The sequence below is a fragment of the Arsenophonus nasoniae DSM 15247 genome, from assembly GCF_000429565.1.
GTDB classification, from domain to species: domain Bacteria; phylum Pseudomonadota; class Gammaproteobacteria; order Enterobacterales; family Enterobacteriaceae; genus Arsenophonus; species Arsenophonus nasoniae.
Map to the genome: position 1 here is coordinate 1 of NZ_AUCC01000069.1, position 16,129 is coordinate 16,129.

15 protein-coding genes and 2 pseudogenes are annotated in these 16,129 nt (G+C 37.7%); 4 read left to right on the forward strand and 13 right to left on the reverse strand.

Features of this window, described 5'->3' with window-relative positions:
• Positions 1–246: excisionase (locus G468_RS0112800; protein WP_034249951.1), on the forward strand; the 246-nt coding region annotated here is incomplete at its 5' end.
• Positions 203–1,246 (forward strand): tyrosine-type recombinase/integrase, encoded by a 1,044-nt coding sequence (locus G468_RS0112805; RefSeq protein WP_026823456.1) that lies wholly within the window; start codon positions 203–205, stop codon positions 1,244–1,246. The genes G468_RS0112800 and G468_RS0112805, both read left to right, overlap by 44 nt.
• Positions 1,247–1,332: 86 nt before the next feature.
• On the opposite strand, the pseudogene G468_RS20910 reads toward G468_RS0112805, so the two are convergent.
• A pseudogene (locus G468_RS20910) lies at positions 1,333–2,333 on the reverse strand (FHIPEP family type III secretion protein); the annotation flags it as partial.
• Positions 2,326–3,477, reverse strand: coding sequence for a flagellar biosynthesis protein FlhB (gene flhB / locus G468_RS0112815; protein ID WP_026823457.1), 1,152 nt, complete (start codon positions 3,475–3,477; stop codon positions 2,326–2,328). The gene flhB and the pseudogene G468_RS20910, both read right to left, overlap by 8 nt.
• Before the next feature lie 389 nt (positions 3,478–3,866).
• Here flhB and G468_RS0112820 point away from each other — a divergent pair, with 389 nt between their 5' ends.
• Complete coding sequence (locus tag G468_RS0112820) at positions 3,867–4,178, forward strand: DUF5339 domain-containing protein (protein WP_026823458.1); 312 nt, start codon at positions 3,867–3,869, stop codon at positions 4,176–4,178.
• 139 nt (positions 4,179–4,317) lie between these two features.
• Here the strand turns inward: G468_RS0112820 and G468_RS0112825 are convergent, their stop codons facing one another.
• The 11 genes from G468_RS0112825 to flhC form a co-directional block, all read right to left on the reverse strand.
• A complete protein-coding gene (locus tag G468_RS0112825) occupies positions 4,318–4,974 on the reverse strand; it encodes a protein phosphatase CheZ (RefSeq protein ID WP_026823459.1) in 657 nt (218 codons plus the stop codon).
• 14 nt (positions 4,975–4,988) lie between these two features.
• On the reverse strand, positions 4,989–5,375 hold the full coding sequence (gene cheY / locus G468_RS0112830) for a chemotaxis response regulator CheY (RefSeq protein ID WP_026823460.1): 387 nt from the start codon (positions 5,373–5,375) through the stop codon (positions 4,989–4,991).
• A 38-nt stretch (positions 5,376–5,413) separates the two neighbouring features.
• A complete protein-coding gene (locus G468_RS0112835) occupies positions 5,414–6,457 on the reverse strand; it encodes a protein-glutamate methylesterase/protein-glutamine glutaminase (protein ID WP_026823461.1) in 1,044 nt (347 codons plus the stop codon).
• The gene (locus G468_RS0112840) at positions 6,445–7,287 is read right to left on the reverse strand and encodes a CheR family methyltransferase (RefSeq protein ID WP_026823462.1); all 843 of its coding nucleotides are present in this window, start codon (positions 7,285–7,287) and stop codon (positions 6,445–6,447) included. The genes G468_RS0112835 and G468_RS0112840 overlap by 13 nt, the downstream gene beginning before the upstream one ends.
• Entirely contained in the window at positions 7,284–8,891 is a 1,608-nt protein-coding gene (locus G468_RS0112845; protein ID WP_026823463.1) for a methyl-accepting chemotaxis protein, read from the reverse strand. The genes G468_RS0112840 and G468_RS0112845 overlap by 4 nt, the downstream gene beginning before the upstream one ends.
• A 50-nt stretch (positions 8,892–8,941) precedes the next feature.
• Entirely contained in the window at positions 8,942–10,618 is a 1,677-nt protein-coding gene (locus tag G468_RS25120; protein ID WP_026823464.1) for a methyl-accepting chemotaxis protein, read from the reverse strand.
• A gap of 247 nt (positions 10,619–10,865) precedes the next feature.
• Positions 10,866–11,360: a chemotaxis protein CheW gene (locus G468_RS0112855; protein ID WP_034249953.1), complete on the reverse strand. Its 495-nt coding sequence runs from the start codon at positions 11,358–11,360 to the stop codon at positions 10,866–10,868.
• A gap of 51 nt (positions 11,361–11,411) precedes the next feature.
• A complete protein-coding gene (gene cheA / locus G468_RS0112860; RefSeq protein WP_026823466.1) occupies positions 11,412–13,349 on the reverse strand; it encodes a chemotaxis protein CheA in 1,938 nt (645 codons plus the stop codon).
• A 2-nt stretch (positions 13,350–13,351) separates the two neighbouring features.
• Positions 13,352–14,314, reverse strand: a complete 963-nt coding sequence (motB, locus tag G468_RS20915) for a flagellar motor protein MotB (protein ID WP_071846885.1) — start codon at positions 14,312–14,314, stop codon at positions 13,352–13,354.
• 2 nt (positions 14,315–14,316) lie between these two features.
• Positions 14,317–15,210, reverse strand: coding sequence for a flagellar motor stator protein MotA (motA, locus tag G468_RS0112870; protein WP_026823467.1), 894 nt, complete (start codon positions 15,208–15,210; stop codon positions 14,317–14,319).
• 123 nt (positions 15,211–15,333) lie between these two features.
• The gene (gene flhC, locus G468_RS0112875; RefSeq protein ID WP_026823468.1) at positions 15,334–15,918 is read right to left on the reverse strand and encodes a flagellar transcriptional regulator FlhC; all 585 of its coding nucleotides are present in this window, start codon (positions 15,916–15,918) and stop codon (positions 15,334–15,336) included.
• A 50-nt stretch (positions 15,919–15,968) separates the two neighbouring features.
• Here flhC and G468_RS25405 point away from each other — a divergent pair.
• Positions 15,969–16,129: pseudogene (locus tag G468_RS25405) on the forward strand (IS91 family transposase); the annotation flags it as partial.

Consider the following 16,129-nt stretch of genomic DNA (forward strand, 5'->3'; position numbering starts at 1 on the left):
AACATGATTACTTTAGCGGAATGGAATGCAAGGAGGGATAGGCCAAGAAGAATGGACACTGTCAGGGGATGGGTTAGAAATGGGTTAATCCAGCCTCCACCCATCAAAGATGGCAGGGAATATTTAGTTGAAGAGTATGCAATCAAAGTTAACGGCGTTAACCAGGTTAGTCATAAAAGTATGTTGCTGCAAAGGATAGGTCATGACCAGAATCAGAAAAATAAAAAATCGGGATTTGCCCCCTAACCTATACAAAAGAAACGGGTATTATTCCTATAGAGACCCACGTACACGGAAGGAATACGGTTTGGGTAGAAACAAAGCCTATGCAATTAACGAGGCTATTAGTGCAAATCAGTTATTGCTCAATGCAGAGAAAGTTAAGCCACTGACAGAAAGAATAGAGGGACACGGATCGGTCTCTTTTCATGAGTTTTTGGATAGGTATGAGGAAATTCTGCGTGCAAGAGGTTTGAAAGAGAAAACAATGAAAGATTATAAACATAGGATTAGTGTTATAAGAAAAGAAATGATTGATGTACCAATTGAAAGCGTAACAACTAAAAATATTGCTGATTTACTTCATCCATTTATTAACAAAGGAAAGATAACAACAGCAAAATTAATGCGTGTATTTTTAAATGACTATTTTAAAGAGGCTATATCATTAGGTATATTAAAAATAAATCCAGTTACCCCAACAAAAATACCGAAAATAAAAATACAAAGAGCAAGACTATCTTTTAATGATTTTACAGCTATATTAAATTTAATTAATGATGAAAATCATTGGCTGACAAAATCAATGAAAATAGCTCTAGTAACAGGACAACGAATATCTGATATTTCTAAATTAAAATGGAAAAATATTTATGATAATAAATTATGGATTATTCAACAAAAAACAGAGTCAAAAATAGCAATCCCTTTAAATATTGAAATAGTAAATATTAAGTTATCAAAATTATTAGAAATAAAAAACGAAAGATCAGAATATATTATTACAAATGGAGATAAAAAATTGTCAACAGATAAAATATCTAAGACATTTGCTAAGTTTAGAGATAAATCTGAGTTGAAATGGGAGGTAAATCCACCTTCTTTTCATGAGATTAGGAGTTTATCAGCTAGATTATATACCGAGACTATGGGAACAGATTTTGCCAAAAAACTACTTGGTCATAAGTCAATTGAAATGACAGAAAAATATCAGGATGAAAGGAATAACGGTTGGGTTGAGTTATAATTTATAGTGAATGAATAGTGAATTATAGTGATAATGCATTTCTATTATATTGATAATTAACGATTAATTACAATGTCAACTAATACCGGCTTAGCTGAACGCTTCATCAACTTCCAACCAATGAAACCTAATAGCAAAGTAAACAACAGAAAACAATATTTGGCATACCTGGAACTAAACCAAGCAAACCTAATACACCGGCAGTTAACATCAATACTCGTGGATTATCGAACAGTTGACCTAACATCTGCTCACCGACGTCTTCATCAGTTGCTACGCGGGTAACAATCACGCCGGCGGCGGTAGAAATAATCAATGCCGGAATTTGCGCGACTAGGCCATCACCAATGGTTAATAGTGTGTAGATACTGGCTGATTCACCCAGCGTTAAGCCATGTTGCGCGACACCAACCACTAAACCACCAATGATATTGATAGCCATAATCATCAATCCGGCAATGGCATCGCCGCGTACAAATTTACTGGCGCCATCCATTGAACCATAGAAATCAGACTCTTGGGTTACTTCTTTACGTCGCGCTTTAGCTTCCGCTTCATCAATCAAACCGGCATTCAGATCAGCATCAATCGCCATCTGCTTACCTGGCATACCATCTAAAACAAAGCGTGCTCCGACTTCGGCTATACGACCAGCACCTTTAGTGATCACCATAAAGTTAATTAGGATCAGAATAATAAAGACCACTATGCCAATAGCAAAATTACCCCCCACCAGAAAATGGCCGAAGGATTCGACAACCTTGCCTGCCGCCGCTGATCCCGTGTGTCCTTCTAATAGAATAACTCTAGTTGAAGCCACATTGAGTGACAGCCGTAATAGCGTTGAAAATAGCAAAATGGTCGGAAATGCCGCAAATTCAAGGGTGCGCTTGGTAAACATGGCCACTAATAACACCATAATCGAGAGGGCAATATTAAAAGTGAACAACATATCTAGTAAAAAAGGCGGCAATGGCAAAACCATCATTGACAAAATTAATAGGATCAATATCGGTCCAGCTAAAATTTGCCATTGGGTATTTTTTAAGTCTTTAGGTAGACGCAATCGTGAGGCTAAGTTAGCCATGAGTATTATTATCTCCTGCAAAATCCAGTCCCTGAGGTACTGATACATTGGTTGGTTTCTTTGGTTTCAATCCGCCTTCTCGCTGCCAATGTCTGAGCTGATATACCCAGGCCAACACCTCTGCTACTGCGGCATAAAGTGTTGCCGGAATATGACCACCGACTTTGCTATGGCGATAGAGCGCTCTTGCCAGAGGGGGTGCCTCCAGCACTGGAATACGATTTTCTTCACCCAGTTGCTTAATATTTAATGCAATTAATCCCGCTCCTTTTACCAATACTTTTGGCGCTTGCATGGCTTGATTGTCATACTGTAATGCCACCGCATAGTGGGTCGGGTTGGTAATAATAACATCGGCTTTCGGCACATCAGCCATCATTCTGCGACGGGAAATCTCTCGCTGCTGCTGACGAATACGCGCTTTAATATGTGGATCACCTTCCTGCTGTTTGAACTCATCTTTAATTTCTTGGCGTGTCATTCTGAGTTTTTTCAAATGGCTGCGCAGCTGATAAATAAGATCAAAGCCCACTAAGGGAATAAGCATAAAAATGGCAATATAAGCGGCAAATATCATTAATTGCGTAGCTTGACTTAATGCCAAATGTCGTGGTTCAGTGACTAAGTGAAAAAAATGAGGAAGATTGACCCATAAAAAAAGAGTGATACCAATAGAAACTAACATTACTTTCAATAATGCTTTAAACAGCTCAGCCAATGCATTAATTGAAAATAGGCGTTTTAATCCAGTGATTGGATTTAATTTTTTCCAGTCAAATTTAATCGACTTAAAATTAATATGTATCCCACCAAAAAAACTAGGGGCAGCAAAGGCGATTAATACCAGTCCAGCTATAATCGGTAATAATGCGTTCAGGCCTATTTTAACCGACTCAAACACTAAATTAGGCAATAGCTGACTGTTATATAAAATATATTTATCAAAATAAAAAGTCTGTGAAAAAAGTGCATGCAGCTTTTGATAACAAGAATGGCCACAAATCCAAAATAGCGAAACACCAGCAATTAACATGAAAAAAGAACTTAATTCACGTGAACGAACAACCTGTCCCTCTTCCTTTGCTTTTTCCTTTTTTCTAGCGGTGGGTTCTTCGTTTTTTTCTAAATCACTCTCTTCTGCCACTCCCTTTTACCTCGTTGATATTCTTTTGACAAAGGAAAGGCGCTAAGCTTGCCATAATAAAATCAACTCAAAAGGGAAATAACAAAGAAAAAATAGTTATTATTTATGCTATTAAATAAAATGAAAAAATATAATAACCGAAATAGCGCTCATTTTGTCGCTATTATAACATGCTTAAATTACGGCTAATTAGCTATTGCTATTAATTTGCCACAATAGCGATGAACGATCGTGTTATCTATTTGCCCTGGTTTTTTCTTGATTTAAAAAATACGCTTTTCATGCCAATGTATAATTCATAGCTGAATAAAATCATTAATATTTCACATCTGAATAAAATGAATCTATACTTTTTAAACTACATAAATATTATTTGGTTAGGGATTATTATGAGAAAATTACTAGTAATTTGTAGCATAGGTTTATTCGCATTTATTATCACTGCTTGTTCAGAAGAAGAGAAAAAAATTGACTATATCGGGGCAACTGATACTTGTAAAACTTATTTCTCTGAAGTAGATTCCTTAGTTACTAAGGCATCTGAAAATCCACAAACTAAGGCTCAACTTGATTCAATCAAAAATCAGCTTGAAGATGGTAAAAAACAGATCGTTGCCCTGCCTAGAGATCAGCAAGATAAAGCTTGTCAGCAAGGCATTGAAGCGATGCGGCAGATAAAACAGTCGTTAAATATGAAGTAAACAATATTCTATCATCGCTTTATAAGAGATACATTGCTTATTTTACTTTGAATAATCTTGTATCTCTTTTATTTTCGCTGTCTATTTCATATTATCAATCAATTACCGTAAATGCCGCTGACTAGCTATTTTATCGCATTCATAATCCCAGGCTGGTCAATAATTCATCTACTTGAGTTTGCTGACTGTAATTTTCTTTCCGATCTGTCGTCAGTTGTGTTCCATTTAGTAATTCATTTGAACGATTTATCGACGATAAGGAATTGGCAATATCTGGCGTCATATTCTCTAATAAAACAGAGACAAGTTGCTGTTCGATTTCCTGGATTATTAAAGAGAGTTTTTTAATCACTTGTCCGGTTAAATCTTGAAAATCTTGGGCCATCATGATATCCAATAATTGCGCATTGATTTGACTATTGACTTGCGGTGACTGAGCCAGATACTGTCGCGTATCCGCCACCAACGATTTAGTCTCCGTTAATTCAATCGATAATTGCGCCCATTGATCCCAGCGTTGGGTTAACTGTTCTGCTTGTTGAATTAACCACTCTTGCTTAGGTTTGATTTGATCGAGACTATTAAGGGTTTTTTCTGCCGCTTGAAAAGTCATCTGGGCAATATAATCTAGGCGCTGTTGGGTATCCGGTATCACTTCTACCGCTCTGGATATATTTTTGTCTAAACCTAACTCACGTAATCCTTCATGAATAATGCGAGTCAACCGCCCAAGACGGTTAATGATTTCTAATTTATCGTTATGAGACTCTGGTTCTTCATCTTGCCTGTTGACCATATTACCTCCTTGTTTTATGCCATTTTTTGAATAATTTGTTCAATTTTCTGCTCAAGAATAGCAGCGGTAAAAGGTTTCACCACATAACCACTGGCACCGGCTTTTGAGGCAGCAATAATGTTTTCTTTTTTGGCTTCCGCAGTCACCATTAAAACCGGTAGCTTTGCCCACTTTTCCTGTTGGCGGATCGTTTCAAGTAATAATAAGCCATCCATATTTGGCATATTCCAGTCTGTAATAATAAAATCAAAATTATGCTTATTCATTTTAGCTAAAGCATCTTCACCATCTTCAGCCTCTTCGACATTATGAAATCCTGATTCTTTCAACAAATTACGTAATATTCTTCTCATCGTTGAGAAATCATCTACGATCAGAAACATTAATTCTTTATTTGTCATGGTTTAAAGAGCCCTATCTCACTTTCTATTTGTTGCAATTACCCTGCATAACGTTGCTCTAATTTATCGAGTAACAATCGACCAAGATCATTAATATCACCCACTTCATCTACCGCATTTAACTGCAATGCGACTTTTGGCATACCATAAACAACACAGCTTTTTTCATTCTGTGCGAAGGTATAAGCACCTGCTTGCCGCATTGCTAATAATCCCATAGCTCCATCATTTCCCATTCCAGTAAGAATCATGCCAATTGCCCGCTTTCCGGCGATTTGAGCAACGGAAAAAAATAAATTATCAACTGAAGGGCGATGATGGTTAACCATCTCTTGTTGATGCAAGACTATTTGGTAATATCGGCCGGTTTTAGTTAAAGCTAAATGAAAATTACCCGGCGCAATATAAACATGTCCAGCTAATAACTTTTCTCCCTGTTCTGCTTCTTTAACTTGCAGAAAACAGCAACGATTAAGACGTTCAGCAAAAGAGCGGCTGAAACCTGCTGGCATATGTTGCGCAACGACAATTGCCGGCATATTTTGCGGTAAACTTTGTAATAGGTGTCGAATGGCCTCAGTGCCACCCGTTGAGACACCAATCGCGATAATATCATTGGTAACTTGCGGTAAGGGCAGATTAAGTTTTGGATATTTCGCTGGTTGACGCATTTTTATAATATTTGCTTTTGCTGCCACCCTAATTTTGTCACTTAATAAGTTGGCATAAGCCGATACGCCTTGTTTGAAATTCAATGTTTGTTTGGTGACAAAATCTACCGCACCTAACTCCAAAGCACGTAATGTTGCCTGAGAACCATTGGTGGTTAAGGTTGAAACCATAATCACTGGCATCGGACGTAATCGCATGATTTTCTCTAAAAAAGAGAGTCCATCCATGCGTGGCATCTCAATATCCAATGTCAATACGTCTGGGTGTCGCTGTTTTATCATTTCTCGCGCAATATAGGGATCTGCCGCACAACCAACAACTTCCATGTCCGGTTGCTGATCCAGGATTTCTCGCATAATTTTGCGCATTAAAGCTGAATCATCAACACAAAGTACCTTTATTTTTTCCATCGCTGTATCTTCTGATTTTTCAATTGATAAATACTGCGCTCAACTAATTGATAATGGCTATTTTGTTGGCAAATATTTTCCGCGTGGCCGATCATCAATAGACCCTCTTTTTTTAATAGCGGTAAAAAGCGATCTAATAATTCCTGTTGCATTTTGCTTTCAAAATAGATCATCACATTACGACAAAAAATGACATCAAACTGGCCTTCTATTGGCCAATATTTGTCCTTAAGATTAATCTGCTGAAACTGTATTTGTTTACGTAATTCCTCATGGATACGTACATAGCCTTGATTGTCACCTTGACCTTTTAATAAAAAGGATTTTCTTAACTGAGCAGGAATAGCAGTTATCACTTCCTCAGCATAAATACCCTGTTGAGCAATCTGCAAAACTTGGTTATTAATATCACTCGCCACAATTTCCTTACGAAAAATGTGATCAGTTTTAATACTATTTAATACCATAGCAACAGAGTAAGCTTCTTCTCCAGTAGAAACCGCTGTACACCAAACCCGATAGACATCCTGTTTTTTGGCTTTAGCATGGTGCGCTTCACGAAAAAAGGCGGTTAAATTGGTGGTTAATGCATTGATAAAGTATTGCCATTCAGTACCTTGCTTATGCTGCATCAGTAAAGCGACATATTGTTCAAAGCTGGTTAATTGCAAGATTTTTAATCTTTTAAGCAATCTATTGTAAACCATCATTTTTTTTTGCTTTAGCAAAACAATACCAGTTTTTTGGTAAATAAGGTCACAAATCTGTTTAAACGCTTTATCACTTAATTGCCATTGCTGATGATGGCAATTGGCGGGCATCAATTTCATTTATTATCTGCCTGTAATAATTTCATTTTTACGGTTAAATGATTAAAGCAACGTTGTGGCAACTTAAATTTTGATACGATATTTATCAAGGTTTCAGTTTGTATCTCTAATGTCTCAACAACATGGCATGATTGCTCTACTAAGGTGGCATTTTGTTGGGTCATCTGTTCCATCTGCTCTATGCTGATAGCAACCTGCTTGATCTCCTGATTTTGCTCTTTGGTAGCTGCGGCAATTTCTTGCATAAGCTTGGTAACCTGTTTAACAGAAATGACTAATTCGTTAATGGTACTACCCGCATGATTGACCAATTCAGCCCCCATCGTGACACACTCAACAGATTCATCTATCAGGCTTTTTATCTCTTTCGCCGCCTCAGCACTACGTTGCGCTAATTCCCTGACCTCGGTAGCGACCACAGAAAAACCTCGCCCTTGTTCACCCGCTCTAGCTGCCTCTACCGCTGCATTTAACGCTAATATATTAGTTTGAAAAGCAATTCCATCAATTACGCTAATAATCGCCGCAATTTTTTGCGAACTTTGGGTAATACTGGTCATCGTATCCACCACTTTGCCCGTCAAACGTCCACTTTTAGTGGCCGTTTTTTCGGCTGAAATTGCCAGTTCATTAGCTTGTTGGGCATAATGGGCGTTTTGTTGAACAATGATGGTAAACTGCTCTACACCAGCAGCGGTCTGTTTTAAGTTAACCCCTTGCTGTTGAGTATGTTTTGCTAGGGCTATATTACCCGTTTTCACCGCTTGCATACCTGTTTGCATTTCACGGGTGTTAAATCTTACTGCCGCAACTGAGGTAATAATTGCTTCTCGCATTTCTGCAAACTTGGTAAAAATTTTACCCAATTCATCTTGCTCATTTTCGACTAGCGGCTTGTCTAAATAGCCATTAGCAATATCGATAAAACAATTTTTCATCATTTTAAAACGAGCTATTAATTTTTTTTGCAAATTAAAATGGGTTAATAGACAAGCGATAAAGACCGTAATCAGAGTAATAACCGACATAATCAAGGAAAATTGACTTGAATCTCGACTATACTTCGCTGCCTCACCAACTTCGCTGTTTATATGCTTAATATAAGTAAAATAACTATCTTCAAACCTTAATAAATGCCCTTCACTTGGCACTTGTAACGCCTGTTTAATATCTCGTTTATCTAGTAGTTTCTTTATCATATGAAGTGCATGATTCAGAGCCTGATAATCGCGTTCAATATCGGCGGTAATTTTTCCGCTTTTTTCTTGATAATATTGCTGTGACAACTGACTGAACTGGTGAAAATATTTTTCTGTGTCGGCTAATTGGTTATCAATTCTACTACTTAATATCGCCAATTTATCGGCTGGATAATTTGTTTGCATCCGCAACGTCAGTCGATTAAGGGTACTGCGTGCTTTAAGTAAATGATTCCAACTTAAGGTCAAAGCCTCTAATTTATCTATCTTGATATCTAAATGTTCAAAGTGAGATTGCTGCTGATGAAAGATATTAACCGCAGTTCCCCCAGTCACAAATTGCATAGTACAAAAAAAAAGCAGTAATAAGTGAAGACGGGTTGATACCCTTAGTGTTAATTTCATCCTTGTAGCCTTAATCCTTAATTCACTTTTCTTTGACAAATAACCCGTGTTTAAAACGCTGTCCAATTATCATCATGGGTTACTTTTTTCTTATCATCGATCGCTTCTGCTTCCGTCACGCCCTTAGCGAGATTTTCGATTGATTGATGATATGGTTCATCAGCATCTTCTTGGGGCAATTTAAATACCGAAACCAAGTCGGTTAAGATTTTAGTCTGGATCTCTAATTCCGCCGTGGCCGCACCAGACTGTTCAACCAATGAAGCATTATGTTGTAGTACATGATCCATTTCGTTGATAGCAATACTGACCTGATTAATACCTTTGCTCTGCTCATCGGAGGCGGAGGCAATTTCACCCATGATTTCTGTCACACTAACTACGGACTCAACAATTTTGCCCATTGTTTCACCCGCTTCTTCAGCCAATTTTGCGCCGCTTAGCGTACGACTAACTGAATTTTCAATTAAACCTTTAATCTCTTTCGCTGCATTTGCACTACGTTGGGCAAGATTACGAACCTCTTCGGCCACGACCGCAAAACCACGGCCATGTTCGCCAGCACGCGCAGCTTCCACCGCCGCATTAAGGGCTAATATATTGGTTTGAAAAGCAATCCCATCAATTACACTGGTAATATCAGCGATTTTTTGCGCACTTTCAGAAATACTTTTCATGGTGTCAACGACATTAGCCACAACTTGCCCCCCTTCCCAGGCAATTTCTGAGGCTGAATCAGCCAATTTATTGGCCTGAGTAGCATGTTCAGCATTCTGCTTAACGGTAATCGTTAACTCCTCCATACTGGCGGCTGTCTCTTCTAGAGCGGCAACCTGCTGCTCTGAACGAGTGGAAAGATCACTATTACCAGTTGCAATTTCACTTGTGCGAGCATAAATTTTGTCGGCAGAGCCAGAAACACTTTTGACTATTTGGATCAATTCATATTGCATATGTTTTAGTCCTGCCGCTAATCTCCCCATTTCATTGTTGCCATTAATTGCAATATGCGATGAGAGATCCCCTGCCGAAAAAGCTTTAATATTCATGAGTAATGAATTTAATGGATTAATCAATAAGCGATGGATCCCAAACCAACAGAGGATCAGCAATAGAATTAACGCTGACAGGACAACAAATAGGGTATAAACAGAATAACGATATGATACTTCTGAGTGACCAATAATTTCATCATACACCACTAAACTTTCGTTAAGATAGTGATCCAGTGCTTGTGAAAATTCTTGTTGATAAATCGATGTGGGTTGATCTGAAAAATCTTTTATTTGATCATTTTCTAATAAAAAAATCAGTGAATGTAATGACTCCATATAGCGGGTATAATTTTTTGATAAATCAGCCAGGATCTTCGGATCATGCAAAGATAATTTAGCGGTACGTTGATATTTATCGAAATACTCTCTTGCTTTGACTAAATTCAAACGAGCAGCTTCAATAATTTGTCCAACTGGTTCATCTATGGGTACCTTTTTCTTGGTTAATAAATAACTAACACCGGCTCGATTGAGTTGGATCCGGGCTTTTAGCAGATGAACCCAGCCCTCATTAAGTAATATTCGCTGATTACGCATTTGGGCTAATAAGGCTATTTCCTCTTTTTGATCTTTTAAATCAAAGAAAAAAAATGCCCCCGATGCCAATTGTAATATGCCAAACAGAAGTAATGTGATGATTAAACCTGTAATAATTTTCATTCTATTTAGCATATAAAAATTTCCATTTCATTAAGATAGATAAAATATCGTCCCTAGCAATAGAAACTTTATAGCAATAATTGATGGTTTTTTATTATTCTTTTTTAAAATGGTTAATTACTTTTTTTTACTGATATCACTAGAACATCATTAGATAAGTAAAATATTTTATTTTGTCAGTCGTTAACAAGTTATTTATTTTAACTTGAATAAATTTACTGCGCTATTTGCGCCTAGATTAATCAACAAAACAATTTATTTAATCATCGATATTTTGAATTAATGCCATTTCTTGACTATTAAGTAATTTTTCAATATTCACCAAAATCAACATCCGCTCATCTAACATTCCTAAGCCCATAAGATATTCAGCCGATAAGATGGTTGATATTTCAGGTGGTGGACAAATTTGTTCTGGCATTAGCGTTAATACGTCAGAAACCGCATCAACAACAATACCAATAATTCTTTGTGATAACATGACAATAATAACAACCGTACTATTATCATATATTACTTCAGACTGGGAAAACTTAATTCTTAAATCAATTATTGGAATAATGACGCCACGCAAGTGGTTGATTCCTTTGATAAAATCAGGCATATTAGCAATGCGAGTAACATGATGGTAACCACAAATTTCCTGTACTTTTAGAATATCAATACCATATTCCTCTTCACCTAAGGTGAAAATTAAATAACCTGTTCCTTGACGTTCAGTTTTGATATTGCTAAACCCACTTTGCTTAATCATCGTTAAATTCCTTGTTACCAATTATATTAATAATTTTGCCATTTAATCTATCTATTGTTGTCTTTTTATATAAGCCAATTGATAGAGTTCTTTAATATCAAGAATTAATGCTACACTACCATCGCCCATAATTGTGGCAGACGTGATCCCTTTAATCGGTTTAAAATTTGTTTCTATATTTTTTACCACTACCTGCTGCTGTCCTAATAAACTATCAACAAATAAAGCGTATTTTTTACCTGCATATTGAACTATGACAACAATGCCTTCATTAATCGCTTTTTTCCCTTGCGGAATATCCAGCACTTGATAGAGTTCAATTAGCGGAATATATTCATCCCAAACTAACAGTAATTTTTCATTATTACCTAACATAAAAATTTGTTCGGCTTTGGGTTGTAAAACACTGACTACTGCGTTAAGCGGTAAAATAAAAATTTCATCGCTAACCTGAACAGACATGGCCTCTAAAATAGCCAAGGTTAATGGCAAAAAAATATGGGTGGTAGTCCCTTTTCCTGCCTCAAAAGTTAATGTAATTTGGCCGCCCATTTCGTGAATATTCTGTTTTACAATATCCATGCCAACGCCACGACCAGAAACGTCAGTCACGCTTTCCGCCGTACTGAATCCCGGTGCAAAAATTAGCATGGCAATATCTTGATCGCTCATTTGATCGGATATTTCTAAACCAATACTTCGGGCTTTTTGTAAAATTTTTTCTCTATTTAAACCATTGTCATCATCACTAACGGTAATGCAGATATTGCCACCTTGGTGCTCAGCAGAAATCATTAATTGCCCCTCTTCTGCTTTTCCCCTTTGCCGTCTAACTTCGGGTAATTCAATCCCATGATCAAGGCTATTACGTACCAAATGGGTAAGTGGATCAATAATCTTCTCAATTAACCCTTTGTCTAATTCAGTGGTTTTGCCTTTAAGGGTTAAGGAAACTTTTTTATTGAGTTTTATTGCTAAATCATGAACCAAACGTGGAAAACGGTTAAAGACATAATCCATTGGCATCATACGAATTGACATCACTGAAAGCTGTAAATCACGCGAATTTCTAGCTAATTGATTAAGACAATCATGTAATGGATTATGACGATCATCTAATTGCTGGCTATGTTGCATCAACATAGATTGGGTAATAATCAATTCACCAACTAGATTAATAAGTTGATCAACTTTCTCCACCGCAACTCGAATGGTTGATGCCTCTGAGGGAGTAAAAGATCGATTTGACTCTATAGCAGCGATAGTTTTCGTGGCTGTTTTATCTACTGTAGTAAGTTGCTTATTTTCATCGATTAGCTGATTATGCTGACTTACCTCTTCTGCAATTGGATTTGCAATGGAAAAATGGATCTGTTGCTCATCAAGTAGAAAACACAGTACAGCAGTAATATCCTGTTGAGATTCAGCGGTTTGAAGTAAAACGGTTAATGTTGTTTGCTCAATTTGATGCTCAATCACCGTACCTAAGATATTTAATTCATCGAGAAGTAATGTGATCTCATGGGGCTTAAGATCAACCAATTTGATACTAAAATAAGTTTCCGCAGCTGTTTTAGCCGTCACCGCTTCTACTACAGATTTATCACTGGTCGGTATCAGCGTATAAAACAGGGCTTCAACTTGACTAAATAAATATTCATCAGGCAATTGTTCATTGCGATAAGCATTAAGCTGCGCTAATAAAATATCTTTAGCATTTAATAAGGCCTGAAGAATGTCGGCTGTTAACAATATCGTTTGGCTTCGTAACCCATCTAACACATTTTCCAAAATATGAGTGGTTTTTTGTAATTGACTAAAGCCAAATGTCGCAGCACCCCCTTTAACAGAATGCGCACAACGAAAAATAGCATTAAGCGCCTCACTATCAGCAGTATCAATATTAAGATGGAGCAATTTTTGCTCCATCTCATCTAATAGCTCTTCTGTCTCATCGAAAAATACTTGATAAAACGCACCTAGCTCCATGGCTATTTATCCTTTGGTTGAGCCAATATCACTTCGCTATGGTCAGTAGATAATACTGCTGTTGGTACTAAAGAAGGTGTTAACGAACTCTCTACCTGTTCGCTATTTTGTTCGCCAATCTCTTTTGTCGGCTGAGGTCGCTGATTTTCGTGAATAATGGCGGCTTCACTCTCTTTGTTTAACACCAAAATACTAATTCGTCGATTAGCTGCGGCTGCGGGATTATTTTCTAACGGCACCGTTGAAGCCATACCAACAACACGCATGATTTTATGTTCATCCAGACCACCACTAATTAATGTCCGGCGCGAAGAGTTTGCCCTGTCTGCCGACAATTCCCAGTTACTGTAACCATAGCCGCCTTTGGCATAAGCTGTACTATCGGTATGGCCAGCCAGACTAATCTTATTGGGATAATCATTTAATACCGGTGCCAACACATGCAGGATTTTTTGCATATTTTTATCAATTACCGCACTGCCGCTAGCAAACATAGGCCGATTTTCGCCATCAATTATTTGTATCTGCAATCCTTCATCCATTAAATCAATTAACAAATTAGGTTTTAGATCCTGTAAGCGCGGATCATTCATAATTAATAATTCAAGATCCTGTTGTAATTTTTTAAAGCGATCCTGTTCAGTCTCTGGCAGTTGGTTGGGCTCTTTGGGTAATGTATCACCCTCGCGATAAGTAATGTCTTTTCCGCCACCCGGTATAATATTTGTGACATCCCCACTCTTAGGACCATTATTTAATGAAACCTTAAGCGGTGTACGAAAATAATCAGCAATACGAATTAACTCTTGCGGGCTGGAAATGGATAAAATCCACATAACTAAAAAGAAAGCCATCATGGCAGTCATAAAATCCGCATAAGCGATTTTCCAGGAGCCGCCATGGTAATGACTGGATTTCTTACGTCGTTTTTTCTTGATAATGATGGTCGATTTTGCTGTTTTCATAATCAATCATCTTCAACATCAGCAGAATTAGTATGAGTCGGATTTTTCATGCTACGCACATGATCCTCTAATTCATTAAAAAAGGGTCTATCATCTAAAAATAGCGTTTTACGGCCAAATTCTACTGCAATTTGAGGTGCGTAACCGCTAATCGATGACAGTAAAGTGACTTTAATACATTCCATCATCTTAATTTGTTGATGGCTCTTTTGTCGCACCAAATTAGCTAACGGTGAAATAAAACCGTATGCAAGTAGAATACCCAGAAAAGTTCCTACCATCGCATTACCAATTAATATTCCCATCTCGCCTGCGGGTCTATCGGCAGAAGCAAGTGCATGCACGACCCCCATCACCGCAGCAACAATACCAAAAGCCGGCAATGAGTCTCCTAACATACTCAAACTCACTGCTGGGACTTCAGCCTCGTGCTCAAAAGTGGCAATTTCTTCATCCATTAATGCTTCAATTTCATGCGCATTCATATTACCAGTGATCATTAATCGCATATAGTCAGTTAAAAAACTCATTAAATGTGGATCACTTAATAACTTTGGATATTGAGAAAAAATGTCACTCTGTTCGGGATCTTCAATATCCCGCTCTAACGATAATACCCCCGCTTGACGCGACTTTGTTAACAAGCGAAATTGTAGTGCCATGAGATCCATATAAATTGATTTATTATAACGGGAGCTGGTAAGTAACCTTGGCAACACTCTTAATGTTGATTTAATCGCTTTACCATTATTAGCGACAATAAAACCGCCCAAACCAGCACCAAATATAATTAAAAACTCTGCGGGTTGATATAAAGCAGATAAGTGCCCCCCGACAAGTAAATAACCACCTAATACTGCTCCAATAACCACAAGATAGCCTAAGAATACAAGCACTTGATATTCCCTTTATTGATGATAATGAACTAGAGATCTGTATTCAAAGCAAGCATACTGACCTATTAAGAGCTATGGTAAACCTAAACCATAACTCTCTATTTTATTAATACAGTAGGTATGCTACTGAATTTGTCCCAATACTTGAGGATGAATATCGGCAAATTGACAAGAATGTTTACGTTTTTTAATCGCCCTTGAAGGGGGTTGGCATAAACTACAGGCAAAACTGTTCACCGGTTGATGGGCATGGGTAATAAAAGTTCCACCACAGCAGCGACAAGTTGATGGTTGCAACATGCCACTATCAACAAACCGAACTAACGTCCAGGCTCTGGTCAAAGCCAGTATGGGCGGGTTAGTTGACTCAGTGCCACATTGTTCCAGATACAAACGATAAGCCCGTACGATGGCATTTATTCCTCTATAATGACCACTGGTTAATAAGAAGCGATAAGCATTATAAAACATAGAAGAGTGAATATTTTGCTCCCAAGTCATAAACCAGTCGGTTGAGAATGGCAACATACCTTTAGGTGGGGGATTGCCTCGTAATTCCTTATATAACTTAATTAATCGCCCTCGGCTGAGTTGAGTTTCACTTTCCAACATTTGAAGACGTGCACCTAAATTAATTAAATCTATAGCTAAATGAATATCTTTTGCTTCTTGAACATAAGCACGCCTTTGGCGTGAGCATCGCGGCAAAGGCGCTCTATTTCTAGGCAATTCCCTTCTCGTCTTTTATACTCTGCTCTATGTACATCCCCAGACCTGCAAAACTGCTATTTCAATACGATGACGGATGGAACCTTTTCATCGAAAATAATCACGTAGATGAATGGCAACTACTCTCTGTCGAAAAGATGCTCGCCTGCAGCACCTGCGCTATGGGCGTTCGCCGTTATTGCTGTTCTTC

Bases quoted from the DNA above. Each gene is read 5' to 3' on its own strand.
- G468_RS0112805 (WP_026823456.1), top strand. From the start codon at position 203: ATGACCAGAATCAGAAAAATAAAAAATCGGGATTTGCCCCCTAACCTA.
- G468_RS0112820 (WP_026823458.1), top strand. From the start codon at position 3,867: ATGAGAAAATTACTAGTAATTTGTAGCATAGGTTTATTCGCATTTATT.
- G468_RS0112825 (WP_026823459.1), bottom strand. From the start codon at position 4,974: ATGGTCAACAGGCAAGATGAAGAACCAGAGTCTCATAACGATAAATTA.
- cheY (WP_026823460.1), bottom strand. From the start codon at position 5,375: ATGACAAATAAAGAATTAATGTTTCTGATCGTAGATGATTTCTCAACG.
- G468_RS0112835 (WP_026823461.1), bottom strand. From the start codon at position 6,457: ATGGAAAAAATAAAGGTACTTTGTGTTGATGATTCAGCTTTAATGCGC.
- G468_RS0112840 (WP_026823462.1), bottom strand. From the start codon at position 7,287: ATGAAATTGATGCCCGCCAATTGCCATCATCAGCAATGGCAATTAAGT.
- G468_RS0112845 (WP_026823463.1), bottom strand. From the start codon at position 8,891: ATGAAATTAACACTAAGGGTATCAACCCGTCTTCACTTATTACTGCTT.
- G468_RS25120 (WP_026823464.1), bottom strand. From the start codon at position 10,618: ATGCTAAATAGAATGAAAATTATTACAGGTTTAATCATCACATTACTT.
- G468_RS0112855 (WP_034249953.1), bottom strand. From the start codon at position 11,360: ATGATTAAGCAAAGTGGGTTTAGCAATATCAAAACTGAACGTCAAGGA.
- cheA (WP_026823466.1), bottom strand. From the start codon at position 13,349: ATGGAGCTAGGTGCGTTTTATCAAGTATTTTTCGATGAGACAGAAGAG.
- motB (WP_071846885.1), bottom strand. From the start codon at position 14,314: ATGAAAACAGCAAAATCGACCATCATTATCAAGAAAAAACGACGTAAG.